Genomic DNA, 25665 nt, shown 5'->3' on the forward strand with positions numbered 1-25665 from the left:
AGTTAAAATTTAAAGTTAACAGTTGCTTCTATAGTAAATGGCCTGATGTATGAGCCGGTTAAAATACTGTTGTAATACGGCGACGGATCGGTAATCAGCTCCGCGCCTGAGATAGTGCCCTTAGCGCCGCGCTGATTAAGCGGATTCACTACCGTTAACCCAAAATCGTAATGTTTGTTAAGGGCAAAGGCAGCGCCTGCAAAAGTTTCCCAGCGGCTTTTAAAGTACAGTACGTTGGTAAGGTTGGCAAACTGCTGGCTGTACGAGCGTAAACTTGCCCAAAAACGCCATTTGTTCATGGTATAGCTTGGGTCAATTTCCATCAGTACTTTTGATATTTCCAGTACGCTTTTGCCATTATAGTTATAATCATTACCAAACGCGCTAAAAGTATAGTTGCGGTAAACCGGATCTTGCAGGGTAATTAAATAGTGCAGGTCGAAGTTTTTGAACGGCGAAGTAACGATGTCGGTAGTCCAGCCGATGGTTCTGATGCCGTAGTAAACCGTTGCGGCCTGTGCCTGACTGCTGTTGGTAGGGTTAACCAGGTTAAGGCGGGTTTGCACGTTATCCCTCGTTAAGTAATTCACTGCCGATACCAGGCTGAATTTATCGCTGTTAAGATAAATACCGAAGCTGCCGTAAGGGCTTTTGCTTACACGCACCATCGGGTCAAGCGCGCCCGAGTAATTTTCGAGCCTGCCGCTTTGCTCGGTGTACATGGCCTCTGCCAGTAAACCAAACTTAGGTGTTATTTTATATACCGCGTTTATATCAAACGCCTTGTTAAAGTAGTTCTTATCAAAATTGGTGGTCTGCAAATCGCCCAGTACAATACCCGGACTGCGTTGTTGCTCGTAATAATCGCCTTTTACTTTGTTATACTTTAAGTTTAAACCGTAGGTAACGGTAAGCTTGTCAGATACTGTCCAGTCGTCGGAGAAAAAGGCGGCTACCTTGTTCTCATAACCATTGTGATATTCACCGGCTATGTTGTAATTGTAAAAGCCCGCGTCGTCAGTATTAGAGCCATCGGTAGCGCCGCTTCTGTACAGCTGTGCCGGGTTGGCGGCTACTTCCTGGTAATAAAAACTACGGTTCGATGTAAATTTGTTTACATTATAATATGATTCGGTAAGGCCTATGCGCCAATTATGTTTATCGGTTTTCTTTACAATTTCCACGCGCGACATCAGCGTATGCGTAGGCACATTAGGACTGTACATACCCATTACAGATTGTACATCGCCGGTATACCTTGATCCATCAGAATAAGTAAAATTATCTGCCGATGATTGCGATACCGTACCTAACGGAATGGCGTAAAACAAGGTAGCCTTGGTGGCATGATAACGGGCGTTGAAGTTTAGTTTCCATGAGTCGTTGAGGGCGTAGTTACCTACCAGGTCAATAGTATGGGTTGATGAGGTAGCATCGCTGCCCAGGTTTTTATCCATGTATTCGCCGGTTAAAATATCCTTAAAGCGAATGGTGCCACTGTTTAAGAAGTACGAATCGCGGCCGATACGGAAGTTTGATAGCTCTTGCGCCACACCGCCCTCTTGGTACCTGAATACGCTGTAATTGGTAAGCGATGCCGAACTGGAGTATTTATAAAATAAACTCACCTCGCCTTTATTGTTGTTGAATAGCTTGGTTAAACCGGCGCGATAGATCTGCGTTTTATCAACATAACGGGCAAATTTCATGTCGTAAGTTGATGGGTCGAAATTTTCGTATACGCCGGCGGTATAAAACCAGTTGTTTTTCAACGGCCCCGATAGCGTTATGTCACCTTTTAACCATCCGAACTGATTGGTTGATAAGCTCCCCAGCAATTCGGTTTTAGCGGTTCCTTTGCGGGCATAAGAGTTTACGGCATAACCTAAATCGCCCTGGGTAATGGCAACTTCGCCCAGTTTAAGCAAACCTACTTTACCCAGGCTGTTGCTTTGGCGCCATGAGGTGGTAGGCAATTCAGGCCAAAAGAAGTGCACAACGGGCATATCATTCTCTAAAATAGTGATACCGCCAACGTTTGATGGTAAACCGATGTTCACCTCGCGCGGGCCGGTATTGCTGGCCGCGTTTAGCATTACGTTACGGTTTTCTTCTTCTTTGGCAGGCGCTTTCGTTTTTTTAACGCGGGAAGTATCTGCCGGTACCGGTTTCTCTGTTTGCTGGGCTACGGCAAAAAATGGCATGCTATGAACGGCTATGCACAGTAACAACTTATGTTTCCTTATCATAATGGGGAATAAAAAATTTTATAGGTTGGTAATAATTGGGGCAATGATAAATTTTATTGCTTCAATATGAATCAATAGTAAAGTGTTTTTATGAAACTTCCAAATTTTTATGCTACGAATATTACATTTGTGGTAATGAGCATTAACGAAAGGATTTTAGCTAATAGTAAAACGCTGTGGGAAACTTGCATTCCCCACTTATCTGTTGATAGCGTGGTTTTTGGTTTTCATGACAGCCAGTTAAATGTTTTATTACTGCGTATAGGCGGCGATCAGAAATGGATACTGCCCGGCGGTTATGTACAAAAGCAGGAGAATATTGACGCGGCCGTTGAGCGTGTTTTAAAAGAACGTACCGGGGTTGATCATATATTTTTGCACCAGTTTGCCACCTTTGGCGAAGCAAACCGTTCCGAAGCTTATTTTAAAGATTACCCGGATGACCTTTGGCATAAGCAGCGTTTTATTTCAACCAGTTATTATGCCCTGGTTGACCATACCAAGGTAGTGCCCGTAACCGATGAATTTTCGGATGCCTGTGAGTGGTGCCCGGTAGATCAGATCCCCGAAATGGTGATGGACCACCGCCGCATACTGGATAAAGGCCTGGAGGTACTGCGCGAACAGCTTACCTATAAACCCATCGGTTATAATTTATTGCCCGATGAGTTTACTCTTACCGAACTGCAAAACTTATACGAGGCCATATTAGGCACCACGCTGAACCGCGGTAATTTTTACAGGCGTATAATGAAGTACGATATTTTAATTAAACTGCCAAAAACCCGTAAAGGCGGAGCCCACAAAGCACCCGACCTGTATAAGTTTGATCCGGCTAAGTACGGCGAATCTTTAAAGAACTTTAACTGGTAAGTTATTAGTTAGAGGGAAGTGCTCAAGTGTTCGGAAGATCAATTTCATAATCAGTCATGCCGAATTTATTTCGGCATATCATTAGAAAAGTATCAGATAAGCAAAGTGTTTACCTTGCCCGTGGGATGCTGAAACAAGTTCAGCATGACATTTAGAATCTTCCGAATACCTGTGGACGGAAGTATCGCTATTATTATTGCGATAATAGCTTGATTTAATGAAATATTCTTTATTATTGCTTCTTTATAAAGCAATAATAAACCATGCAAAAATTTATCGTAATGGTATCGCTGCTGTTGCTGGCCGATACTACTATTGCCTTTAGTCAGAAACAAACGAAACCCGAAAGTGCTATAACGCCGCGTATGCGGGTTATTGTGGATAACGATTTCAGCGGCGACCCCGACGGGCTTTTCCAGCTTGCGCACTTGCTGCTGTCGCCATCGGTAGAGGTAAGGGCTATCATTGGCTCACACCTTAAAGTGGGCGACGGCTTTGATAACTCCACTACCCAGGCCGATAACGCCGCCAAAAAAGCTACCGAATTGCTTAAGGTAATGAAGCTGGATGGCCGTATCCCGGTTATCGCGGGTTCAAACACGGCTATGGCGAATGATAGTACGCCTGTGAAAAGCGCGGCGGTAAATGCCATTATTAAAGAAGCCCTGCGTACCGATACCCAACAGCCGCTATACATACTTTGTGGCGCGGGCTTAACCGAAATAGCTTCGGCCGCGTTAACAGATCCGCAAATTGCGGGTAAGCTTACCCTGATATGGATAGGCGGCCCGGAATATACCGATCTGGCTTTGCCACCGCCTAATTATTCTAACCCCGAGTATAATTTAAATATTGATATAGCCGCTGCTAAAGCCTTGTTCAATCGTAGTAATGTATCAATGTGGCAGGTGCCGCGTAATGCTTACCGTCAGGCTTTGTTGCCTTACTCGCAGCTGCAAACCCAAATAAAACCAAAGGGTGTTTTGGGTAGCTATTTAAGCGGAGTGATTGGTAACCTGATGGTGATGCTGAAAAAATACCAGCTCAATATTGGCGAAACCTATATCATGGGCGATAGTCCGCTGGTGTTGCTTACCGCTTTGCAATCCTCTTTTGAGGCCGACCCATCATCAAGCACTTATGTATTAAAAAACGCCCCGCTGATTAACAACGCGGGCGCTTACGAATATAATGCCAAAGGCCGTAATATAAGGGTGTACACCCATTTGGATATCAACCTCATGTTCAACGATTTTTTCGCGAAGCTTGCCCTGTTGAAGAACTAATTTATCAATACCCCCGCCTTATAGTTAGTTCTATGGGCGGGGATTGATGTTATACTTAATGCCCGCCTTTTGCAGCGCCCATGGTTACATGGCTAAACTTGCGCCAGCAGTAATAACCAAAGAATATCAGGTACAGGTAATTTAATACAGGCAGCAGCAAGGCTGTTTGTATTCCCACCACATCGGTAAGGGCACCCTGCGCCAGCGGGAACACCGCCCCGCCAAGTATAGCCATTACTAACAGCGACGAACCCTGGCTGGTATATTTACCCAGATCGGCAATGGCCAGCGTGTAAATATTGGAGTACATAATGGAGTTAAACAAACCTATCGCTATAACCGACCACATAGCCGTATGCCCGCCCGTAAAAACGGTAATAAGCAACAATACCACGTTAACCGATGCAAATAGCAGCAATGTGCGGCCCGGCGATGACTTGCCCAGCAGGAATGCCAGCAGGTTGATAACGATAAATATCAAAAAGGGTTGGATTTGCGCGAAACTAAGATCAACAATAGAAAATATCACCCCGAAAACCAACACCGCCGTTACCACCATATACAGTATCTTTTTTACCGCGCTTAATGATTGATTGAGCGATATAGCACCCAAAAACCTGCCCAGCATGGCTCCGCCCCAGTATAAGGCCAGGTAGTTTTTGCTTACGGTTTCGTCCAGCCCGGCAATATCCCCGTGTTTAAGCAGGCTGATGATGAAACTGCCAATGGCAACTTCGGCACCCACATAGCAAAATATGGCTACCACACCCAGTTTAAGGTTCATGAACTTTAAAGCGCCAAGGCCCTGGGTTTCCATTTCTTCGGATGCGAACTGCGGCAACTTAACCCGGTAGATCAGCAACATCAGTAACAGGAAGATCCCCGCGAAAGTAAGGTAAGGCATACGGGTTGATGCCGCGGTGATCACCCCATTATCTGAAAAGAATTGCAATATCAAAAAGCCGCCCAATACCGGGGCAATGGTTGTACCCAAAGCATTAAAGGCCTGCGTCAAGTTCAGCCTGCTCGAAGCGCTTTCGGGCGAACCCAGTAAGGATACATAGGCATTGGCCGCTATTTGCAGCAGCGTAAAACCTAAGCCCAATACAAACAGCGCGGCCAAAAATAAGCCGTAAACCCCTGCCGTAGCCGCGGGGTAAAACAAGGCGCAGCCTATAGCCGATACCAGCAGGCCCAGTAAAATGCCGTTCTTATAACCTATGCGGTTAATAGGGTCGCCTTTGTAATAGGAGATAAAGAAATAGATGAGCGAGCCGATAAAGTAAGCGCCAAAAAAGCAAAACTGTATCAGCATTGATTGAGTGTAGGATAGTTTGAACAGCTCTTTCAGGTGCGGTATCAAAACATCATTCATGCAGGTGATAAAACCCCACATAAAAAAAAGCGAAGTAAGCGTTACTAACGGAAGGGTATAGTTAGTAGATGCCGGTTGATTTTTAGCCATGTTATTCAAAAAATATAGAAGTGTGCAAAATCTGCATTAAAACAAACAAAGCAACCCTTTCGGGCTGCTTTGCGGCTTTAAATTACAATAGTTTTACTTTTTAAGTTCCTTAATTAGGGTTAAGGGAGTCAACACATGTTTCAGTTTAGCGGCCTTAATAGCCTGTGCCAATTCAAAGCCTGCTGTTTGTTTTATATTAAGCGACGACGCGCCTATCTTTACCGTATAAGCGCCCGCGTCGGCCACCCAGGCAGCCTGATTCGGGTCATACGAAGCCAGATCAGCAGCGTTAATGGTAAATGTAAGCGTAGCCGATTCGCCCGGTCTTAACAGGATAGTTTTGGCGAAACCTTTCAGCTCGATAGCCGGTTTGTTTAAGTCTTTGACTGGCGCGCTGATATATAACTGCGCTACCTCTTTACCGGCTACCTTACCGCTGTTGGTAACGGTTACTTTTGCTTCCAACGATTTTCCGTTGAATTTGCTGTCGCTCAAAACCAAATTGCTGTACGCGAAGGTGGTGTATGATAAGCCGTAACCAAACTCATAAGCCGGTTTAATATTAAAGGTATTGTAGTAACGGTAACCTACATAAATGCCTTCATCATAAGTAACCTCGGCAGGTTTACCCATCAGCGGGTTGGCCGGTGTTTTATCATCAGGGTTTAACAGCTTACCCGGGAATGTCTTGGCCGAAGGCACATCACTGTATTTAACCGGGAAGGTAGTAGCCAGTTTGCCCGATGGGTTCACCTTGCCGCTTAGGATATCGGCAATAGCGTTGCCGCCTTCAAGGCCTGGCTGCCATGCCAAAAGTATGGCATCAGCATTATCGCGCCAGCTGGCAATTTCGGTTACGCCGCCTATGTTAAGCACCACAACCACTTTTTTACTTTTGGCATGGTAGGCCGCGGCAATTTGTTTAAGGTTTTGCCTTTCAGCAAAGGTTAAATCAAAATCATCGGCTTCCTGCCTGTCGCCGCCCTCGCCTGCGTTACGGCCAATGGTTACGATGGCTATATCGGTATTGGCTGCTTCGTTTTGCAATAGTGCACCAGTTACCGGCATTTCGGCAATAGGCTTAGGCGCGAAGAAAGCGATAGCCGCTTTAGGCTGTTTCGCTTTTTCATCGGCAATATATTTTTGATAAGCTGCCTGTAAACTTGCTTCGGGCGCGTAACCTGCATTGGCCAGGCCCTGGTGTAATGATATTACGTATTGTTTGTTTACATCGCCGCTGCCGGTACCACCCGCTATCAGGTTGTATGAGGTGTTACCAAACAGGGCCACTTTTTTACCTGTTGTAAGCGGTAAGGCATCGGCATTGTTTTTTAGCAATACCATACCTTCGGCGGCAGCCATGCGGCTAACGCCCGCGTCTTTTTTCAGGTCGGGTTTATCAGAGTAAGCGTATTTATTAAACGATGGCGATTTTAAAATGATGTTCAAAATGCGCTCCACGTTTTCATCCAGTTGCGCAGGGCTAACTTTGCCGTTTTTAACAGCTGCCATCAGGTCTTCGGTTTGCGCGGTAGTGCCGGGCATAATCATGTCGTTACCGGCATTTATTTGCGCTACTACGTTTTTGCCACCAAACCAATCGGTCATTACAAAGCCTTTAAAGCCCCACTCATCACGTAAAACAGTGGTCAGCAGGTCGCGGCTTTCGGAGGCATAAGTGCCGTTGATCAGGTTGTATGACGACATCACCGTCCATGGGTGCGATTTGGTTACCGCTATTTCAAAACCCTTCAAATAAATTTCGCGGAGGGCACGCTCACTTACATGGGTGTTCAGCTGCATCCGGTTAAACTCCTGGTTATTGGCCGCGAAGTGTTTAATGGATGTACCTACGTTGTTTGACTGTATGCCGTTTACAAAGTAAGCCGCCATGTTACCGGCTATCACCGGATCTTCGGAGTAATACTCAAAGTTACGGCCACCCAGCGGGTTGCGGTGAATGTTCATGCCCGGAGCCAGCAGGATATCGATACCATAATCGCGTACCTCGCTGCCGAATGCTTCGCCCACTTTACGTACCAGGGTGGTATCCCAGCTTGATGCCAGCAAGGTAGCCGTAGGGAATGCCGTGGCGTAAAAAGTACTGTCGTTTCCTTTGCGTTTAGGGCTGATGCGTACACCGGCAGGTCCATCGGATAATACAATGGACGGGATACCTAAACGCGGAATAGCATGCGTACGCCCTGCCGCGCCGGGTACTTTTTCGGGTACTTTGGCATCTTCAGGATCGGCCGGAGGCAGAATACCGTCGGGGATACCGTCGTAATTCATGCCCATGCCTATAATCAGTTTAACTTTTTCTTCGGGTGTCATGGCGGCAACCACTTCCTTAACGGGGGCTTCGCCTAATTGAGGTGCTTGGTTTTTGTCGGAGCACGACAGCAATGGTAAAAATATTACCAATGGTAAGAACCGGGATGCTTTCATCATTTATGTTGCAGTTAAAATTGGTTAAAAATTATTATTGCTTCAATATGAAGCAATAATAAGATGTTTTTTCAGCAATTCCTAAAAAAATAAAAGCGCACAAATAAATAAAAGCGGTATTTAGGCTGAAAGCGGGTTTGTGAGTAAGAGAGGTAAAGAGAATTTTACATTGATGTTATTTGGGGGGGATTAAGTTATTCCAATTAAGAAAAGGATAGGACTTGCCGGAGTTACTGTGTTTAAAAGAACACAAAGGTCATGCTGAATTTATTTCAGCATCTCATGAGCAGATTAAACACTTTGTCTATTCGAGACTTTTCAATCTATATAAATAACTGAAAATTAGCCTATTGTTAATTAAAAATGTATATTAGCGTAACAATAAATAAACCCGAATTAAATATCCGGCATAGCAGCTATTCATCGCCGTGTATTTTGTTTGCCTAACCTAATCTTCATTTTTATGGACAAAGTAATTGTTACCGGGGCCAACGGCTTCGTGGGCTCGCATTTGGTGCCTTTGTTAATTGAAAAAGGTTTTGATGTGCATTGCCTGGTGAGGTATACCAGCGATATATCTTCATTACGCGGACAAAACGTTACGCTCCACATTGGCGATACTCGCGATATTACTACGCTAAAAGCACCCATTGAAGGCGCTATATATATATTTCACCTCGCTGCCCGCTTACTGGTTACTACCGAAAAAGATTTTAACGAAACCAACATAGAAGGTACCCGCAATGTATTTGACGCCGCCGAACGTTACGCCAAAGATAGCCTTGCTCGCCTGGTATTCGTATCCAGTTTGGCATCTGCCGGGCCTAATCCATCTGCCGAACCCTATACTGAAACAGCTACGCTCAACCCCATATCCATGTATGGCCGCTCAAAAAAACAGAGCGAGGCTGTTGCGCATAGTTATTACAACCGGTTGCCGGTAACCATAGTGCGCCCCGCTATTGTATACGGCGAGCGCGAGCAGGACTTAAGCCAGATCTTCCCCCTGGTAGAATATCGCTTGCAGCCCAAGTTGGGCCTTACCGAAAAGCTATCCAACGGTATTTATGTTGGCGATTTGGTGGAGGGTATTGTTGCCGCCGCGCTTAGCGACAAAAGTATCGGCGAAACCTATTTCCTGAACAATGCCGAATTGCTCACCTCAAAAAGTATAGTGCAAAAAATAGGCGAGGCTATGGATAAAAAAGCAGGACTGGCTATTGGCGTGCCCGACTTTTTAATACGGGGAATGGCACCCATAAGCGAACTGGTTTACTTTTTTAACCGCGACAGGCCCAAGATGACCAAAGATAAAGCCCTTGAAGTAACCCGTAAATACTGGCTCGCCGATCCGTCAAAGGCACAGCGCGATTTTGGCTGGGTTGCACGCCACGATATGGTAAGCGGTCTGCGCAAAACCTTGATACCCTATTTTGCCGAAAAAAAGGTACTGCGCGAAATGGCGCTCGAAAACAATGGTATCCTGTGGTTAAAATATTTCCTTACCGCGTTCGCTTTGGGTTGTATTGTTGAGTTGATATCATACATAGGCAAGTTTTACACTTTTACCCCCGGCTGGCTTATTTTTGTAATTATTATAGGGGCATTCGGGCTGCTTTTCGCCAGTTTGGCCAAGGCGCTGCGTAAGCAAAGCGCCTGGCTGCAATTTGTAGTGGGCGCCTTAAGCGCAGGGAGTATTGAACTGATCAACGTGCTGGGCATTTTAGGCAATTACCACTGGGATTTTGCCCCCGGCTGGCCGCTGGGTATTACCAATGTTTGGGTACGTACCGTAGTTTTAGCTTTGCCGGGTGGTGTGTTTATACTATTGCTCAACTTTTTAATGCGTGCCAGTTACAAAATGCGGCTTGATAAAGAGGGCGATAAGGCATAGATCAGCGTACCGATTTTTGCAGCCATATAAACAGTACCGGCATACCTACCAGTTCAGCAAGGAAAGAGCCGAGCACGGGCATGTGGAACGTTGCGCCATCCGGCTGAAAAAGGCGGCATAGCCCGCCCACAAAAACAAGGATACAGGCAAAAAGCAGCTGCGGCAAATAGCGATACACATTAGTAACCGACCATATAAAGAACAACCCCAGCGCCAGCCAAACCCCGCCCACAAAACGCACATGGCTATCCTGAATCAGGTAAGCCTTTTGATTGGTCACGGTGAAAAAATCCTTTGAGCCACCCCAGCCCAGCGTGAGCATGCCACCGGCTGCAATGTTAAGTCCGCTTAAAACAATATAAATGCCTGTAAGTACGAGTACTATTTTCAGGAAGATCAGTTTTTTCATGAGCTTGATTTTTTAATGGCTTTAAAAAAGGATATGTAAGCGGTGCAGTATCATGGCATCTAAAAATATATTGAGCCCCCAGTGTGCCAGCGTAACCGGCCATATCGAACGCAGGTGGTAGGTGAAAATTCCGGTGACGAGTCCCCATACGGGTGTGCCCCAAAGTTCGGGCAGGGGCTTGCCCATGTGCCACATGGTATAGGCCAGCATTTGTATAATAAGGCCGAAGCCGATGAAATAATTGTTGCGCTGCGGGTTTTCGCGCACATAGGTATCGTGCATATCGGCCAGGCCAAAAAGGATGTATCCCCTGAAAATAAATTCGATAGTGATAAAGAAGGGGAAGTAGGCCAGCTCGTACCATACAAATTCACTAACCGAGGTAAAGGGCTTATAAAAAGGATAAACACCCTGCATAGAACTATCGCCGCTGATCATGTAAAAACCGGGGCCGAGCACCGCTACCAAAAACAGGAAGATGAATACGCCCGTCCACCGTTTACCTTTTTCGGGTAAGCCCAGTCCGTATTTACTTAATGGTTCTTTAAACAGCAAACGGATCAGCACAATAGGCACCACCACCAGCAATATGGCCCCGCCGATAAAAGAGATCAGTTCGCGATCCCAGGCCAGGCCGGGGATGATAGGGGCGCGGCAGCAAACATTTTCGCCGGGAATGGTCCACTTGGGAATAATAAAACGCAGCAGATCAAAATTACCATGATAACCGTAGATCATCAGCAGCAAAAAAGCCGAGAACATGATGACGAAGTGGTTATTCCTGAAATAGCTTCCAAGGGTGCGTGGCACCAAACGGAGTAGGTCGATAAAGCTCATAATCGTAATGTTTCAGGTTTAATGGAAGATGTTTGCCGGATGGAAGAGGCAATTATCTGTTTATTAGTCACTTAAATTATAAATTTATTTGACTAATCACAAATTTATTTTAAGTTTATGTAAATAAGCCTGCATTAGCGTACCGTATTCCTAAACGTTTTACAATGACCCATCAACCCGAAACAGATACCCTTAGTTATGGCCGTCCTGTGGTAAATTACCATTTCGCGGGCGACGATATTTTTGTGATCAGCGACCTTCATTTGGCCGAGGGCAAGGATAAAGATGGTAACTATAACGGCGCGGAAAACTTTTTTGCCGATGCTTCTTTTCAGCGGTTCATTCACCGGTTAATGCAGAAGCGAAAGGAGGGATCGGGCATGCTGATCATCAACGGCGACATGATAGATTATTTGCGGATTGGCCGGGTACCTGTAAGCGATGCCGATTTTACGCAGTGGCAGCAAGCCCTTGCCGCTATCGGTATCAGCAAAACCAAGCCGGAACTTACTAAAGCCGTAAATGATAAAGAACGAAAGTACGGCCTTAAAACAGACGATTATAAATCGGTATGGAAACTGCTGCTATGCGCCGGGGGGCATGCTGTAGTGTTTGCCAGCCTGGCCGAATGGCTGGCCGGAGGCAACAAACTGGTGATTGTAAAGGGCAACCACGATTTAGAATGGTACTGGCCTGCCGTGCGTAATTATATGGATCATTTAATGGCGCAAAACATAGCGGCACGGGCAACCATCAGCGCCGCCGAAGCGATGGATAAATACGTGAGGCCTAACCTAAGTTATGTTGACGACAGCTTTATCATCAACAACGAAATTTATGTAGAACACGGTCATCGGTATGAAAAATTTACCAGTGTTGACGGCCCCGCCCAACTGGAAAACTGCGATGAACTGAACCTGCCCTTCGGCTCATTCTTTAACCGTTACCTTATTAATCGCATCGAACTATCGTACCCCTACATTGATAATGTAAGGCCGAGCGAAAATATACTGCCGGTGCTGATACAGGAACGCTTTCCGCTGGCGGTAAAAATGCTGTTTCACTATTTGCCGTTTACTTTAATGGTGATACCCAAACGGCAGTATAAATACGCGCTGAAATATCTTTTTCAGTTTTTACTGTTCATCGCCTTGCCCATTGTACTGGCTGGTTTGGTGTTGTGGAGTTCGATAGGTTCATCTATAAAACTACCCGAGTTTTCGGGAATCGGTAAGATGATCTTTAACGTGGTGAAGAGCTTGTCGTTATTGATACTGTCGTACTTTATGAGCCGGTTGTTCGCCATGTTACAGCTAAGTTCATCGGGCGGATTGAGCGAATTTGCCGCGAAATTATTTGAACGTAATAAGCACCTCAAACTGGTAACGTTTGGGCATACGCATAATCCGCAGCAAAAATCAATGCCGGGCGTTGCTCAAAAATACTATAACACCGGTACCTGGATGCCCGTTTTTGAAAACAACGCCGCCAGTGTACGGCTCGATAAAACGTATACCCTACTGCATATCACGCTCAATGCCACAGGCAGCCTCAACCGCTCGCAACTCATTCGCTGGAATGATGATGCCCTGCGGATTGATGAGCAGGTGTTGATTGAACGTATTTAGGTTAAGCGATAATGCGGCAACGTTCGGTAAAGTTGTTTTCAAAAGTGCCCTTTTTGCAAAAACGGCGATAGTTGGCCATCCATTTATAAAATTGCGGATAGAGTTTGTCCAGCGTATGGTCGCCAATGCCCACATGGTTATATTGGCCCCAATGGGGGATGCCGCCATAGCGGTACATATCGTGCTCAATGCGCGATAATATTTCTTCGCCGCCAACTGTGCCTTTCAGTACCGGGAACTCTATCATACATACAAAATCATCTTTAGCCCCGTATTGCATGGCCAGGTAATGCGCACTTGTTTTTACAAAGCGGAGCGAAAAAGGCGAGGTGATATACTGTTCACCATCGGCAGCTATCTGTCCAAAAATCACAAAAAGCGCCTCAACCGCCTGCTGGTAGCTTGCCGACGGAAAAGCGATCTCCAGCGAGTAAGCAGCTATATTATTGGCCTTACCCAGATCGAGCACCTTAAAGCTTTTATCAATATAACAACCATCGCGCAGGGTTTTCAGCGAAGCCTGTATAAGGTAAGGGGTTGATTTTGGGAAGGTATTGAACAGAAAACGCAATATGGCGTTCAGCAAAAAATTGGGCATCAGCCAGCCTACCAGCGTATAAAACCATGCCCTATGCAGCCTGAACCAGGAGGTGGAGGTTTCGGGCTCGCAAATATTACGTTGCGTGATGAGGCAATCATGGTCGCCTTTGGTATGGGTTTGGTAAGGATTCAGCAAAACTTCGAGGTGGCGGTTAGCGCCCAATAACCCTTCACGACGCAGCTGTTTTTTTACCTTTTCCCAACTGCTAAAAGTTCGCTCTTCCTTTAATAAATAAGCATCGGTCACTTTCAACACCAAAGCATAAGTAACCCCCAAACAGCCCATACTCACTACCGACGACAGGAACGCCTCATCATCCTGAATAAGCGTAACGGGGACATTCCCCAATTGTATGGGCGCTGCCGAAATGCCCTGCCCGCGTTCTATATGAAAAACCTCACCGTTTTCGCCTATCATCACCACCGCCTCCACCAAACTCGCCAGCGAACCCAGCGTAATACCCGAGCCATGTGTAGCCGTTGAAATGGCCCCGGCAATGGTTTGCCCGGTGTAGGCACCCATGTTGGGCAGCGCCAGTTTGCGGGCATCAAGCGCGGCATTCAACTGCTTTATCAATACGCCGCATTCGCATACAAATAGGTGCGCGGTATCCATAGCCGGCAATGGGCTAAGCAGATCGGTACTTAATATTTTGTTTAATTTATGCGTGTTGATCAAAAAATCGCGTGTGAGCGCAATGTCAGAAAATGAGTGCCCCGAGCCTACCGCCTTTACCTTGTACCCCTTTCTTTCGGCTTCGCGAATAATGGTGATCACCTCCTGCGGCGTACTTGGCTGAAAGTAGCCCAAAGGATGCCCTACCTGAAGGTCGACGCAGTTTTTCCAAACTTTTTTTAATCGTTGAGCTTTGATCATGCGGCAGGTAATTGGTTATAATTTAGGTGTTTAAGTTACGCATAAGTTAAATTAATACAAATATTTATAACGAAGGGTGTTTTTACGGGATTTGATATTTTACCTGTATGTTTTTGCATAACACACAGAGAAATCGCTTTTGAAAGTTTTATCCCCTCTTGAGAGGGGGCGGGAGAGATTGAGTGTTGGCAGGGGTGTGTATTTGAACATTTCTCTTCAAAAGACACACCCCTCCACCCCTCTCAAGAGGGGAATCGCACAATTCCGTTGCGCAATGTTTCAAAAGCGATTTCCCTGCATAAACACATCTTAATTGGCTATACTAATTTCTTTTATATAACTTTAGAGATTAAGTTTGCGGCATACCAATTATAGTATCGTTAATTAAACCTGTCCGGCTTTAACTTGTATCAATTATGTTCAGCTATCCATCGTACATGGGTTTTGTAAAAAGAGTATTGCTTTGGCTGCTGGTAGCGGTAACTGTTACGGCCTGCCACCGGGAAAAGGTTAAATCGACCTATACCATTGGTTTTTCGCAATGCGTGGGTACCGATTTGTGGCGCAAAACCATGCTGGATGAGATGAAGATGGAGCTCTCTTTACACCCCGGTGTAAAGTTCTTATACAGCGATGCCCAAAACAGCAGCGCCCGGCAAATATCGCAGGTGCGGGTAATGCTGCGGAAGGGGATAGATCTGTTGGTTATTTCGCCAAACGAGGCGCAACCGCTTACCGCTGTGGTAGAGGAGGCCTATAATAAGGGTATCCCCGTAATCGTAATCGACCGTAAAACATCTTCAACCCTTTACACCGCTTATGTGGGTGCCGATAATTACCAACTTGGTAAAATGGCAGGGGAGTATCTCGGAAGTACCTTAAAAGGCGATGCATCGGTGCTGGAAGTAATGGGCTTACCCGGTTCATCGCCGGCTATTGAGCGCGACAGGGGCTTTTACGATGGCATAAAGAAATTCAGCAACATCCGCATAGCGGCAAAAGTATATGGCGACTGGCTTAAACCCAATACGCAACGCCAGCTGCATAAAATAAAGACCGAACTGCCTGGTATTACCGCCGTATTTGCGCATAACGATGTAATGGCATCAGGAGTGCGCGAAGTGTTTAATAGTCTTAAATTATCGCCCGGTTTAAAAATTGTTGGGGTTGACGCCCTGCCCGGTCCCGGCGGCGGTTTGCAAAAAGTGAGCGATAAGGTGATTGATGCCAGCGTGTTATACCCTACAGGTGGTAAGGAAGCCATTGTTACCGCTTTCCGCATCTTGAATAAGGAGCCTTTTTCGCGCGAGAATATTCTGCAATCGTTAATTATTGATTCGGCCAATGTGCAGTTGATGAAAATGCAATGGGCGCGCGTAAACAGTCAGCAAAAAGATATTGAAAGGCAGCAGGAACTCATTGAGGAACAGCAAGGTATTTACAACAGCCAGCAGGTGATACTGAACATTACGGTGATCACACTGGTGCTTACCATCATATTCGGCGGACTGGCGTTCTTTTCGTTAATGGAAAACCGCAAGATCAACAAAAGCCTGGCCGCCAAAAACGACGAGATCTTGTCGCAGCGTAACCAGCTGATAGAAATGTCGGTAAAGGCGGAGGCTGCTACCGAAGCCAAGCTGAACTTCTTTACCAATGTATCACACGAGTTTCGTACGCCGTTAACGCTCATACTTTCGCCATTGCAGGATATGATGGCCAATGAGAAACTGGTATCACTGGCAGGCAAAAACATCCGGATGATCCATCAGAACAGTTACCGCCTGTTAAGACTGGTGAACCAACTGATTGATTACCGCAAAATTGAGTACGATAAACAGATCATCAAGGCATCCGAAAATAACATTGTCGCCTTTGTGCGCGACGTGGTCGAAAATTTTAGGATGCATGCGCAAAAGCAGAATATCCACCTTAGCTTTTCAACCACCGAGAACGATATTCGCTGCTGGTTTGATGTTAATATGCTGGATAAGGTGTTTTTTAACCTGATTGCCAACGCCATAAAGTTTAATAACGAACGCGGCAAAATCAAGGTAACCGTTACCCGTGAAGACAGTAACGTAGTTATACAGGTGCAGGATACCGGCGTGGGTATGGATGCTGAAGAACTTAGGCAGGTTTTCGACCAGTTTTACCAGGCGGCGCACATGCCTTTAAATGGTTCGGGCATTGGTTTATCGCTTTCGCGCGAGATAGTCAACCTGCATCATGGTAACATACAGGTAGAAAGCGAAAAGTGGAAAGGCAGCCGATTTACTGTAACCTTACCACTGGGCGAAACACACCTGTTGCCCGAAGAAAAGAGCAGCCAGTCGGGTAATTGGGCCGATCTTGATGAGCGGTCGAAAGTGTTTAATTCCGACCTGAAAAAGATTCCGATGCTGAAGGAGAGAGATCCTTTAAGCGCCCCAAAGGAGTTTTCCATTTTAATTATTGAAGATAACACCGACCTGCTGCATTACCTCGAAGAAAAATTTAGTGAATATTTTGAGGTTTATTGTGCCGGTAATGGTGCCGATGCTATATCGCAAGCCTACGAACATGTGCCCGATCTCATCATATCCGACGTGGTACTGCCCGGCGCATCGGGCAAGGAACTTTCTAAAGGTTTAAAGTCAGATATCCGTACCTCGCATATTCCTATCATTTTGCTTACCGCGCAGGGCAGTGTTGATCAGCAGATCTCGGGTATTAATGCCATGGCCGATCTGTATATCACCAAGCCTTTCAACTTCGATTTTTTGCTGGCCAACGTACGCAACCTCATAAAAAACCGCCGTATACTGAAAGATCACTTTACAAGCGATATCAGTCCGCTGGAAAAGGTATCGGTATCAAAAAGTATCGACAAGAAATTCATTAATGATTTTGCCGGTATTGTGGAGCAAAACCTATCTAACGATAAATTCAGCGTTGATGATATTTGTAAACTGATAGGTGTATCGCGCATACAGCTGTATCGCAAGGTAAAAGCCCTGCTGGGTTGCAGCATTACCGATTATATACTTAACCGTCGTCTGAAAAAGGCAACCTACCTGCTCAATAACGAAAACCTTACCATCGCCGAAATTACCTATATGGTTGGTTTTTCAAACCCTAATTATTTCGCCACGGTGTTTAAAGCTAAGTATGATTGTACGCCTACAGAGTATAAAAGGAAGGCTGTTTCTTAATCTTTTGTCATTGCGAACGAAGCAATCTTGTCGCATTTTGTGCTTCGTATATAAATCGCGTCATTGCGAGGCACGAAGCAATCTCTACGTAGGCTAAGCTTGTGCTGTAATCAACGTTAGTCTGCTCATTGCCGCAGTGGCTACTACTTTTGGCTATGCCCCAAAAGTAGCAAAAACGCAAGTCCAGCAAAAGGCTTCTTTGCCGCACGAGGCCTATGCCCTGCAAAGCGGGCAGAACTTGGGCTGGAACTTTTGCCCCGCTGCGCAATCCTTACCCACATGCAACAAGTTCCTATGCCCGCCTTTGCGCACCACCCCACCACAGTTCTACCCGCTTTCGCCCGAAGCTGTTTGCTGACGAAGAAGCACGACCGTATACCTTTTGTCGAAGAAAAAGAACAAGGCCATTGCGCCCAGGGGCAGACTGACTTGGATTATTGCATAGCATCTAAAAACAAAATAGCACTTCCCTTTTAATGTCAATACAAATCCCCCTGTGTAGTAACATACCCTCATAAACGGGCGGTAAAATGGCAAATCAATAAATACAGAGTGTAAAATACACACCCTTGGCTGATGTAACATAAACAGAGAAATGATGTAACAGAAACGAATATCTGCGTTGCTGTATGAAATATTTAAATTGTATAGTATTAATAATCAGGAAATTGTAAACTGTCATAAATCTAAAGGTTTTTGGTATAGATTCAATGTTGCACGGTAGCCCATCTGCCTAATTTGCGATCAGTAAACCAACTCCATTTTTATTATTTATGAAGAAACATTCCGTACTGGCCTGGTCAATGGTCGTTGCCCTTGGTGGCTTTCTGTTCGGTTTCGATACCGCTGTTATATCCGGTGCCGAAAAAGCAATTCAGCAATATTGGCAACTTTCTGTAGTCGAGCACGGGCTTACCATTTCTATCGCGTTATTCGGTACCGTTATAGGTTCGCTGTTGGGCGCTAAGCCGTCGGATATGTTCGGTCGTAAAAACACCTTGTATTTTGTTGCCGCTGCTTACCTGTTGTCATCAATAGGTACCGCGCTGGCCGAAAACTGGACGTTCTTTTTACTCTTCAGGCTGCTGGGTGGCTTAGGTGTAGGCATTTCATCGGTTACCGCGCCAATCTACATATCAGAGGTTTCACCGGCCGACAGGCGCGGGCGCTTGGTTGGTTTATTCCAGTTTAATGTGGTGCTGGGCATACTGGTGTCCTACCTGTCTAACTACCTTATCAGTCAGGGTGGCGAAGCCTCATGGCGCTGGATGCTGGGTGTACAGGCCTTCCCTTCGTTGCTGTTTTTGGTGCTTATTTATTTTATACCCGAAAGTCCGCGCTGGCTTATACTTAAAAAGAAAGATACCGTTACCGCGCTGGCCATTTTAAAGATCATCAACCCGCTTAACTGCGAGCAGGAACTGGCCGCCATTACCAGCGCTAATTTGCGGGAAGAAAAATCAAGTACCGGTCTTTTCTCGGGCCAGTATAAAACGCCTATTATACTGGCGGTGCTCTTCGCGTTTTTCAACCAGGTATCGGGCATTAACGCCATAATTTATTACGCCCCACGCATATTTGAAATGGCGGGTTTGGGGGCGCATTCCTCTTTGCTGTCAACCGTGGGTATTGGTATTATCAACTTTATATTCACGCTGCTGGGCATCAATATTATTGATAAAGTGGGTAGGCGCAAGCTGATGTTCGTTGGTTCGATGGGGCTGATCGCTTCGCTGTTTATGGTGGCGTTCACTTTTCAAACGGGTAATTTCAGCGGATTCGCTATCCCGGTTTACATGATGATCTTCATCGCTTTCTTCGCTTTTTCACAGGGCGCGGTGATCTGGGTGTTCATCTCCGAAATTTTCCCGAACCAGGTGCGTGCCAAAGGACAAACACTTGGCAGCTCAACCCACTGGGTAATGGCGGCAATTATCGCCTTTTGTTTTCCGTACCTGGCCGAATCGCTTGGCGGGGCCATCACCTTTTCCTTCTTCGGTTTTATGATGGTTTGCCAGCTCATCTTCGTATGGAAGTTTATGCCCGAAACCAAAGGCCGCTCGCTGGAGCAGATTGAAAGTAACCTGGTTATGCACTAATTATCAATATAAAAAAGATGAACACTGTTTTTTGTTATGGCGAAATGTTGTGGGATATGCTGCCCGATGGCCCGCAGCCCGGCGGCGCGCCACTGAATGTAGCCTATCACCTGAGTAAAATGGGCATCGCGGCAGGTATTATCAGCAGGGTTGGTGCCGACGATAACGGAACCTCGCTGATTGAGCTGGCAACCCAATGGGGGCTGAATGCCGACTTTATTCAAACCGACGATTTAAAAGACACCAGCAAGGCCGTTGCAAAAATGAACGGAACCGAGGTAACCTACGATATACTGCAAAACGTTGCCTGGGATTTTATTGAAACCAATGCCGCTATTAAAAAAGAAGTTAAGGCAGCACCTTACCTTATTTATGGCAGCCTGGCATCAAGGAACGAAGTATCGCGCGATAGCTTGTTTGAACTGCTGAGCATTGGCAACACCAATGTGTTTGATGTAAACCTGCGTGCGCCGCACTATACCCGCGATATACTGGAGAAACTGCTAACTGCTGCCGATATAGTAAAGTTTAACCAGGACGAATTGGGCATTGTTTACGGTTTCTATTTTAATGAGGATGCCGATGAGTCTGCAAAAGTAGCTTTCATAATGAGCGAATTTGCCATTGCCGAAGTACTGGTTACCAAGGGCGCGCATGGCGCATCGTATTATAATGCCGGTGGTGCATGGCATGTAAGCTCTTTCCAGATAAGCGTTGCCGATACCATTGGCAGCGGCGACTCCTTTTTAGCTGCCTTTATTGCTAACCACAGCAAAGGCGAAAACCCCGGTACAACACTTCGTAAAGCTATGGCAATGGGCTGCTTTATAGCTACAAAAAAGGGAGGTTGTCCGGATTATAACCTTAATGATTACCAGCTTTTTTTAAACCAATAAATTACCAAAACCAATAAATTAAATGAGAAAACTAATACTTTTTTGCTGTTTGCTGATAGCGATGGCACGAAGCGGGTTTGCACAAACCCAGACCATTTCGGGTGTGGTGACTGATAAGTCAACCTCGGCCCCCTTTGAGGGCGTAACCGTAACCATTATCGAAACCCAAAAGGCCACGGTTACCGATGCCAAAGGTAAATTCACTATTCAGGCCGAAATTGGGCAAAGCCTGCAATTTAATTTTGTGGGCGCGCAAAGCGTTACCCGTAAAATTACCGATGGTAAGGCGCTCTCCGTGCAAATGGAATCGAGCAATATTAACCTGAACGAGATTGTAGTTACCGGTTACCAGAAAGAGCGTAAGAAAGATTTAACCGGCGCGGTATCTGTAGTAAAAGTGAGAGACATTAAGGATATCCCGCTGGGTAACCCCATGAAGGCCTTACAGGGCAGGGTAGCCGGTGTAACGGTAAGTACGGATGGTAATCCGGGCGGCGGCGCTACCGTGCGTATAAGGGGTATAGGTACTTTGGGTAATAACGATCCGCTTTATGTAATTGATGGTGTGCCTACCAAACGCGGGTTGCAGGAACTGAACCCTAATGACGTGGAATCGATACAGGTACTGAAAGACGCGTCGGCGGCATCCATTTATGGTTCGCGGGCGGCTAACGGGGTTATCATTGTAACCACCAAACGCGCTAAGAACGGGGTAAGCCGCATCAACTTTGGCGCTTCCACATCGTTACAGTTCAATACCTCTAAACTGGATGTGCTGAATACCGATCAGCGTGGCCGCGCTTACTGGCAAGCCGCTGTTAACGATAAGCAAAACCCTAACCTTAACTCCACCTATCAGTACGATTGGAATAATAATTTCGACAGCCCTACACTCAACAGGGTGATTTTGCCCGAGTTTTTGGATGCTGCCAAAACCATGAAACCTGCCGATACACGCTGGTTTGATGAAATTTCGCAAACATCGGTAGTGCAGCAGTATAACCTCGATATATCTAACGGTACCGAAAAAAGTAATTCATTCTTCTCGGTAAGTTATTATGATAATAAGGGGATCATCAAGGAATCGCAAAACAAAAAAATAACAGCGCGTTTCAATTCAGATTATACACTGTTTAACGGGCGTTTAAAGATCGGCGAAAACTTTTCGGCTTCTTACGTACGTAATACCTTATTGCCTATAGGCGATATTACAGGCCTTTCGGTGATCGATTTCTCGATCATCCCGGTGCATACTATTGATGGTGGCTGGGGCGGCCCGGCGGCTGGTATGGCCGACAGGCAAAACCCGGTAAGGTTAATTGAAGATAATAAACAAAATAAAGATCACCTTGGCCGGGTATTCGGTAACGCTTACGCTGATCTTAAAATATTACCAAACCTAAGCTTATCAACCAATTACGGTATTGACTATGCCGCAGGATTTAACCGCACCATCCGTAAATCTTACGTATCGGGTTATCTGGTCGATCCATCTAACCAGGTAGGTACATCGGCCTCTTACGATGGTAACCTGATATGGAAGAACCAGCTTACCTATAACCTGGCTTTAAACAAGCATAAAATTGATGTGCTGGTAGCCCACGAGCAGATCAAGGTAATGAACCGTAACTTTTTTGGCAGCAGGCAAGGCTACGCTTTGGAAACATTAGACTACGCTTACCTGAGCTCGGGCTCAACCAATAAGGATAACGGCGGCGGCGGTTCAGGCAATGCCTTGCTGTCATACTTCGGCAGGGTTAACTACTCGTTTAACGATCGTTATATCGCCTCGGTAACCTTACGCCGTGATGGTTCATCGCGCTTTGGTAGCAACAACCGCTTCGGTACGTTCCCGGCAGCATCGGTAGGCTGGCGTGTGAGCGAGGAGTCTTTTATAAAAGATAACCTGCCCTTTATATCCGATTTGAAACTAAGATACGGCTGGGGTAAAACCGGTAATCAGGAGATTGATAACTACGCCAACTATTCATTATACACACCAATATATGGTACTAACCCAACAGGTAGTTACGATGGCGGTACGGCGTATGATATTGGCGGAAATGGTACAGGTCAGCTGCCATCAGGCTTTGTGCTGATACAAACCGGTAACCCCGATATAAGATGGGAAGATAAAACCGAAAATAACTACGGTATTGACTTTGGCTTGTTCAATAATAAAGTATCAGGGTCGATAGATTACTTTACCAAAAATACCACCGGTATATTGATCAGCCCAGCTTATCTGGCTGTAAAAGGCGATGGCGGTAAACGCTTTGCCAACGGTGCATCGGTATATAATAAAGGTTTGGAGTTTGTGCTCAACTACTCTACTACCATAAACCGCGACTGGAATATCGACCTTTCGGGTAATATATCTACCTATCGTAATAAAATTACCGATCTGCCTTCGGAAGTGTTAACCTCGTATCCGGGTAACGGAACAGATAAAACCATTTTAGGCCGCTCGGTAAATTCAATGTTCGGGTACGTGGCCGATGGTATTTTCCAAAACCAGGGCGAAGTAGATGGTTCGGCAACACAGCCGGGTAAAGGCATTGGCCGCATACGCTATAAAGACCTAAACGGCGATAACATTATTGATGATAAAGACAGGGATTATATAGGCAGCGGCGACCCTGATTTTGTTTATGGTTTAAACGCCAATATCACTTACAAAAACTTCGATTTCGCTTTCTTTATCCAGGGGATAAAAGGCAATGATGTAAACAACGGTAATAAATACCTTACCGATTTTTCTTCACTGGCACCGGGGGCTAACTGGGGTTCGAGGGTGCTAAACGCCTGGACACCGCAAAACACCGGCTCAACCATACCTGCACTAACCACGGTTGACAGGAATAACGAAGGTCGTTTTTCAACCTACTTTATTGAAAGCGGCTCATACCTGAAGTTAAGGAACATTCAGTTGGGGTATAACTTTAAGGGCTTATTAAGCAAATACAAGGTTCAAAATGCCCGCGTATTTATACAGGCTAATAACCTGGTTACCCTTAAGTCAAAATCATTTACCGGGCCCGATCCTGAAAACCCGGGCAATGGGTTCCCTATACCGGTAATTACTTCATTAGGTGTTAACATTTCATTTTAAAGTTTAAAGAAGATCAAAGCGATGAAAAAGAATATATTAATAGCGGCAATGCTTTGCCTGCTTTTCACATCCTGCAAAAAATACCTCGATGAACAGCCGCAAGGCTCAGTTTCGGGCGAAACCCTGAATACCCCCGAAAATGTTGATAAAATGCTGATAGCTGCCTATTCGGCATTAGGTAACGATGCCTGGATCACGCCGTATTCGGATATGTGGTCGTTGGGCAGCATCCGCAGCGGCGATGCTTATAAAGGCGGCGATGGCCCGGGCGATGTGGGCGATTTTCATGCCTACGAAACCTTTGCGCTTAACCGTGTAGACTTGGGTGCTACTGATAATATGTGGTTCAGGCTGTACATTGGTGTTGGCCGTGCAAATGATGCTTTGGGGCGTATCAATGCTATATCTGAGGCTGAGTATCCTAACAAGGTATCGCGCCAGGCCGAAGCCCGTTTTTTAAGGGCGCATTTTTATTTCTTGCTTAAAATGCTGTACAAACGCATCCCTTATATTGATGAAACCATCGATAAGCCGGGTTATGATACAGTATCGAACAGGAGCTTTTCGAGCGATCAGCTATGGTCAAAAATAGCGGCCGATTTCAGGTTCGCGGCTGATAACCTGCCTGCCACGCAAACCGATAAGGGGCGTATCAATAAATACGCGGCTAAAGCTTACCTGGCTAAAACGCTGCTTTACCAGGCCTACACGCAGGATGACAATAACAACGTAACCGGTATTGATAAACCAAAACTGGAAGAAGTAAATACCTTAACCGGAGAGGTAATAGCCGGCCCGTACTCGTTGTATACTGATTATGCCAACAACTTCCTGTCGCAGTTTGATAATGGTTCCGAATCGGTATTCGCTATCCAGTATTCGTTGGATGACGGAACGCCTTTCGGCCGGGTTGATAACGGGCACTCGTTAAATTACCCCATGAACAAGGAGTACGGTTGCTGCGGTTTCCATGTGCCAAGTTATAACCTTATCAACTCGTTTGTTACCACAGGGCAGGGTATCCCGGATTTTGACGGCTTTAACAATAATGAGATAGGTAAGAACGGCGATTACAAAACCAAATCTTTCGACCCCCGTTTGGATCATACAGCGGCTATCCCGGGGCACCCGTACAAATACAAACCCGATTTTATTTATCAAACTACTTGGTCGCGCGCGCCGCAAATTTACGGGCCTATGCTGAGCCTGAAAGAAGCCGTACTTTATGACGATCCGGCATTTAAACGCTTCCCGCCATTTATGTCGAGCGCCAAAAACTGGATGGTGATACGCCTGGCCGATGTGATACTGATGAAGGCCGAAGCCCTGATAGAGCTGGGCCGCGAACAGGAAGCCCTGCCGCTCATCAACTCCATACGTACCCGCGCGGGCAACAGTACCGCTAAACTGAAAATGACGGATGGTACCGCTACATCGAATTACAAGATTGACACCTACAAACCGGGCGTTAACTGCACCTGGACAAATGATTACGCAAGGCAAGCCCTGCGTTACGAAAGGCGTTTGGAATTTGCCATGGAAGGTTACCGTTTCTTTGATTTAGTGCGCTGGGGCATTGCCGCAGAATACTTAAATACCTATTTTGCAAAAGAGAAATCGAGAGTAACGCACCTTAACGACGCTTTATTTAAGAAGAACAGGGATGAGTACTTACCAATACCATTAAACCAAATTAACTTTAGTAAAGGATTGTACAAACAGAATAGCGGTTGGTAAACTATGCTGTTAAAATATTAAAAATCAGCGGTGCCTGCCATTATTTACATGGCGGGCACAA

16 protein-coding genes are annotated in these 25665 nt (G+C 45.9%); 10 read left to right on the forward strand and 6 right to left on the reverse strand.

What is annotated here, in order from left to right; genetic code table 11:
- Positions 1-2 precede the first annotated feature (2 nt).
- Positions 3-2249: a TonB-dependent receptor gene (locus ABD894_RS09800; RefSeq protein ID WP_345210840.1), complete on the reverse strand. Its 2247-nt coding sequence runs from the start codon at positions 2247-2249 to the stop codon at positions 3-5.
- A 135-nt stretch (positions 2250-2384) separates the two neighbouring features.
- Between ABD894_RS09800 and ABD894_RS09805 the strand changes: the two genes are divergently transcribed.
- Together ABD894_RS09805 and ABD894_RS09810 are read left to right on the forward strand one after the other, a co-directional pair.
- Entirely contained in the window at positions 2385-3122 is a 738-nt protein-coding gene (locus ABD894_RS09805) for an NUDIX hydrolase (RefSeq protein WP_345210841.1), read from the forward strand.
- A 263-nt stretch (positions 3123-3385) separates the two neighbouring features.
- Positions 3386-4408 carry a nucleoside hydrolase gene (locus ABD894_RS09810; protein WP_345210842.1) on the forward strand — a complete coding sequence of 341 codons (1023 nt, stop codon included), beginning with the start codon at positions 3386-3388 and terminating at the stop codon, positions 4406-4408.
- A 55-nt stretch (positions 4409-4463) separates the two neighbouring features.
- On the opposite strand, the gene ABD894_RS09815 is transcribed toward ABD894_RS09810, so the two are convergent.
- Positions 4464-5873, reverse strand: a complete 1410-nt coding sequence (locus tag ABD894_RS09815; RefSeq protein WP_345210843.1) for a sugar MFS transporter — start codon at positions 5871-5873, stop codon at positions 4464-4466.
- A 93-nt stretch (positions 5874-5966) separates the two neighbouring features.
- Positions 5967-8324 carry a glycoside hydrolase family 3 N-terminal domain-containing protein gene (locus ABD894_RS09820; protein WP_345210844.1) on the reverse strand — a complete coding sequence of 786 codons (2358 nt, stop codon included), beginning with the start codon at positions 8322-8324 and terminating at the stop codon, positions 5967-5969.
- Between the two features lie 460 nt (positions 8325-8784).
- Between ABD894_RS09820 and ABD894_RS09825 the strand changes: the two genes are divergently transcribed.
- Positions 8785-10215 carry an NAD-dependent epimerase/dehydratase family protein gene (locus tag ABD894_RS09825; RefSeq protein ID WP_345210845.1) on the forward strand — a complete coding sequence of 477 codons (1431 nt, stop codon included), beginning with the start codon at positions 8785-8787 and terminating at the stop codon, positions 10213-10215.
- 1 nt (position 10216) lies between these two features.
- On the opposite strand, the gene ABD894_RS09830 is transcribed toward ABD894_RS09825, so the two are convergent.
- Positions 10217-10624 (reverse strand): DUF4345 domain-containing protein, encoded by a 408-nt coding sequence (locus ABD894_RS09830; protein ID WP_345210846.1) that lies wholly within the window; start codon positions 10622-10624, stop codon positions 10217-10219.
- 21 nt (positions 10625-10645) lie between these two features.
- The gene (locus ABD894_RS09835) at positions 10646-11461 is read right to left on the reverse strand and encodes a CPBP family glutamic-type intramembrane protease (RefSeq protein WP_345210847.1); all 816 of its coding nucleotides are present in this window, start codon (positions 11459-11461) and stop codon (positions 10646-10648) included.
- A gap of 164 nt (positions 11462-11625) precedes the next feature.
- Between ABD894_RS09835 and ABD894_RS09840 the strand changes: the two genes are divergently transcribed.
- The gene (locus ABD894_RS09840) at positions 11626-13089 is read left to right on the forward strand and encodes a metallophosphoesterase (RefSeq protein WP_345210848.1); all 1464 of its coding nucleotides are present in this window, start codon (positions 11626-11628) and stop codon (positions 13087-13089) included.
- A gap of 1 nt (position 13090) precedes the next feature.
- On the opposite strand, the gene ABD894_RS09845 is transcribed toward ABD894_RS09840, so the two are convergent.
- Positions 13091-14566 carry an FAD-binding protein gene (locus ABD894_RS09845; protein WP_345210849.1) on the reverse strand — a complete coding sequence of 492 codons (1476 nt, stop codon included), beginning with the start codon at positions 14564-14566 and terminating at the stop codon, positions 13091-13093.
- Positions 14567-14982: 416 nt separating this feature from the next.
- Between ABD894_RS09845 and ABD894_RS09850 the strand changes: the two genes are divergently transcribed.
- The 6 genes from ABD894_RS09850 to ABD894_RS09875 all read left to right on the forward strand — a co-directional run bounded on the left by ABD894_RS09850 (position 14983) and on the right by ABD894_RS09875 (position 25604).
- Positions 14983-17760, forward strand: a complete 2778-nt coding sequence (locus ABD894_RS09850) for a substrate-binding domain-containing protein (protein ID WP_345210850.1) — start codon at positions 14983-14985, stop codon at positions 17758-17760.
- 136 nt (positions 17761-17896) lie between these two features.
- The gene (locus ABD894_RS09855) at positions 17897-18118 is read left to right on the forward strand and encodes a hypothetical protein (RefSeq protein WP_345210851.1); all 222 of its coding nucleotides are present in this window, start codon (positions 17897-17899) and stop codon (positions 18116-18118) included.
- A 415-nt stretch (positions 18119-18533) separates the two neighbouring features.
- Entirely contained in the window at positions 18534-19859 is a 1326-nt protein-coding gene (locus tag ABD894_RS09860; RefSeq protein ID WP_345210852.1) for a sugar porter family MFS transporter, read from the forward strand.
- 17 nt (positions 19860-19876) lie between these two features.
- On the forward strand, positions 19877-20755 hold the full coding sequence (locus ABD894_RS09865; protein ID WP_345210853.1) for a carbohydrate kinase family protein: 879 nt from the start codon (positions 19877-19879) through the stop codon (positions 20753-20755).
- 22 nt (positions 20756-20777) lie between these two features.
- Positions 20778-23867 (forward strand): SusC/RagA family TonB-linked outer membrane protein, encoded by a 3090-nt coding sequence (locus ABD894_RS09870; RefSeq protein ID WP_345210854.1) that lies wholly within the window; start codon positions 20778-20780, stop codon positions 23865-23867.
- Between the two features lie 21 nt (positions 23868-23888).
- Entirely contained in the window at positions 23889-25604 is a 1716-nt protein-coding gene (locus tag ABD894_RS09875) for a RagB/SusD family nutrient uptake outer membrane protein (RefSeq protein WP_345210855.1), read from the forward strand.
- Positions 25605-25665: the final 61 nt, after the last annotated feature.

This window comes from Mucilaginibacter gynuensis (genome assembly GCF_039541195.1).
Classification (GTDB): domain Bacteria; phylum Bacteroidota; class Bacteroidia; order Sphingobacteriales; family Sphingobacteriaceae; genus Mucilaginibacter; species Mucilaginibacter gynuensis.

What these genes read in the sequence shown, in the direction of transcription:
- ABD894_RS09815 (WP_345210843.1), bottom strand. Translation starts at nt 5,873, where the DNA reads ATGGCTAAAAATCAACCGGCATCTACTAACTATACCCTTCCGTTAGTA.
- ABD894_RS09870 (WP_345210854.1), top strand. Translation starts at nt 20,778, where the DNA reads ATGAGAAAACTAATACTTTTTTGCTGTTTGCTGATAGCGATGGCACGA.
- ABD894_RS09830 (WP_345210846.1), bottom strand. Translation starts at nt 10,624, where the DNA reads ATGAAAAAACTGATCTTCCTGAAAATAGTACTCGTACTTACAGGCATT.
- ABD894_RS09850 (WP_345210850.1), top strand. Translation starts at nt 14,983, where the DNA reads ATGTTCAGCTATCCATCGTACATGGGTTTTGTAAAAAGAGTATTGCTT.
- ABD894_RS09865 (WP_345210853.1), top strand. Translation starts at nt 19,877, where the DNA reads ATGAACACTGTTTTTTGTTATGGCGAAATGTTGTGGGATATGCTGCCC.
- ABD894_RS09860 (WP_345210852.1), top strand. Translation starts at nt 18,534, where the DNA reads ATGAAGAAACATTCCGTACTGGCCTGGTCAATGGTCGTTGCCCTTGGT.
- ABD894_RS09825 (WP_345210845.1), top strand. Translation starts at nt 8,785, where the DNA reads ATGGACAAAGTAATTGTTACCGGGGCCAACGGCTTCGTGGGCTCGCAT.
- ABD894_RS09845 (WP_345210849.1), bottom strand. Translation starts at nt 14,566, where the DNA reads ATGATCAAAGCTCAACGATTAAAAAAAGTTTGGAAAAACTGCGTCGAC.
- ABD894_RS09840 (WP_345210848.1), top strand. Translation starts at nt 11,626, where the DNA reads ATGACCCATCAACCCGAAACAGATACCCTTAGTTATGGCCGTCCTGTG.
- ABD894_RS09820 (WP_345210844.1), bottom strand. Translation starts at nt 8,324, where the DNA reads ATGATGAAAGCATCCCGGTTCTTACCATTGGTAATATTTTTACCATTG.
- ABD894_RS09835 (WP_345210847.1), bottom strand. Translation starts at nt 11,461, where the DNA reads ATGAGCTTTATCGACCTACTCCGTTTGGTGCCACGCACCCTTGGAAGC.
- ABD894_RS09805 (WP_345210841.1), top strand. Translation starts at nt 2,385, where the DNA reads ATGAGCATTAACGAAAGGATTTTAGCTAATAGTAAAACGCTGTGGGAA.
- ABD894_RS09800 (WP_345210840.1), bottom strand. Translation starts at nt 2,249, where the DNA reads ATGATAAGGAAACATAAGTTGTTACTGTGCATAGCCGTTCATAGCATG.
- ABD894_RS09810 (WP_345210842.1), top strand. Translation starts at nt 3,386, where the DNA reads ATGCAAAAATTTATCGTAATGGTATCGCTGCTGTTGCTGGCCGATACT.
- ABD894_RS09875 (WP_345210855.1), top strand. Translation starts at nt 23,889, where the DNA reads ATGAAAAAGAATATATTAATAGCGGCAATGCTTTGCCTGCTTTTCACA.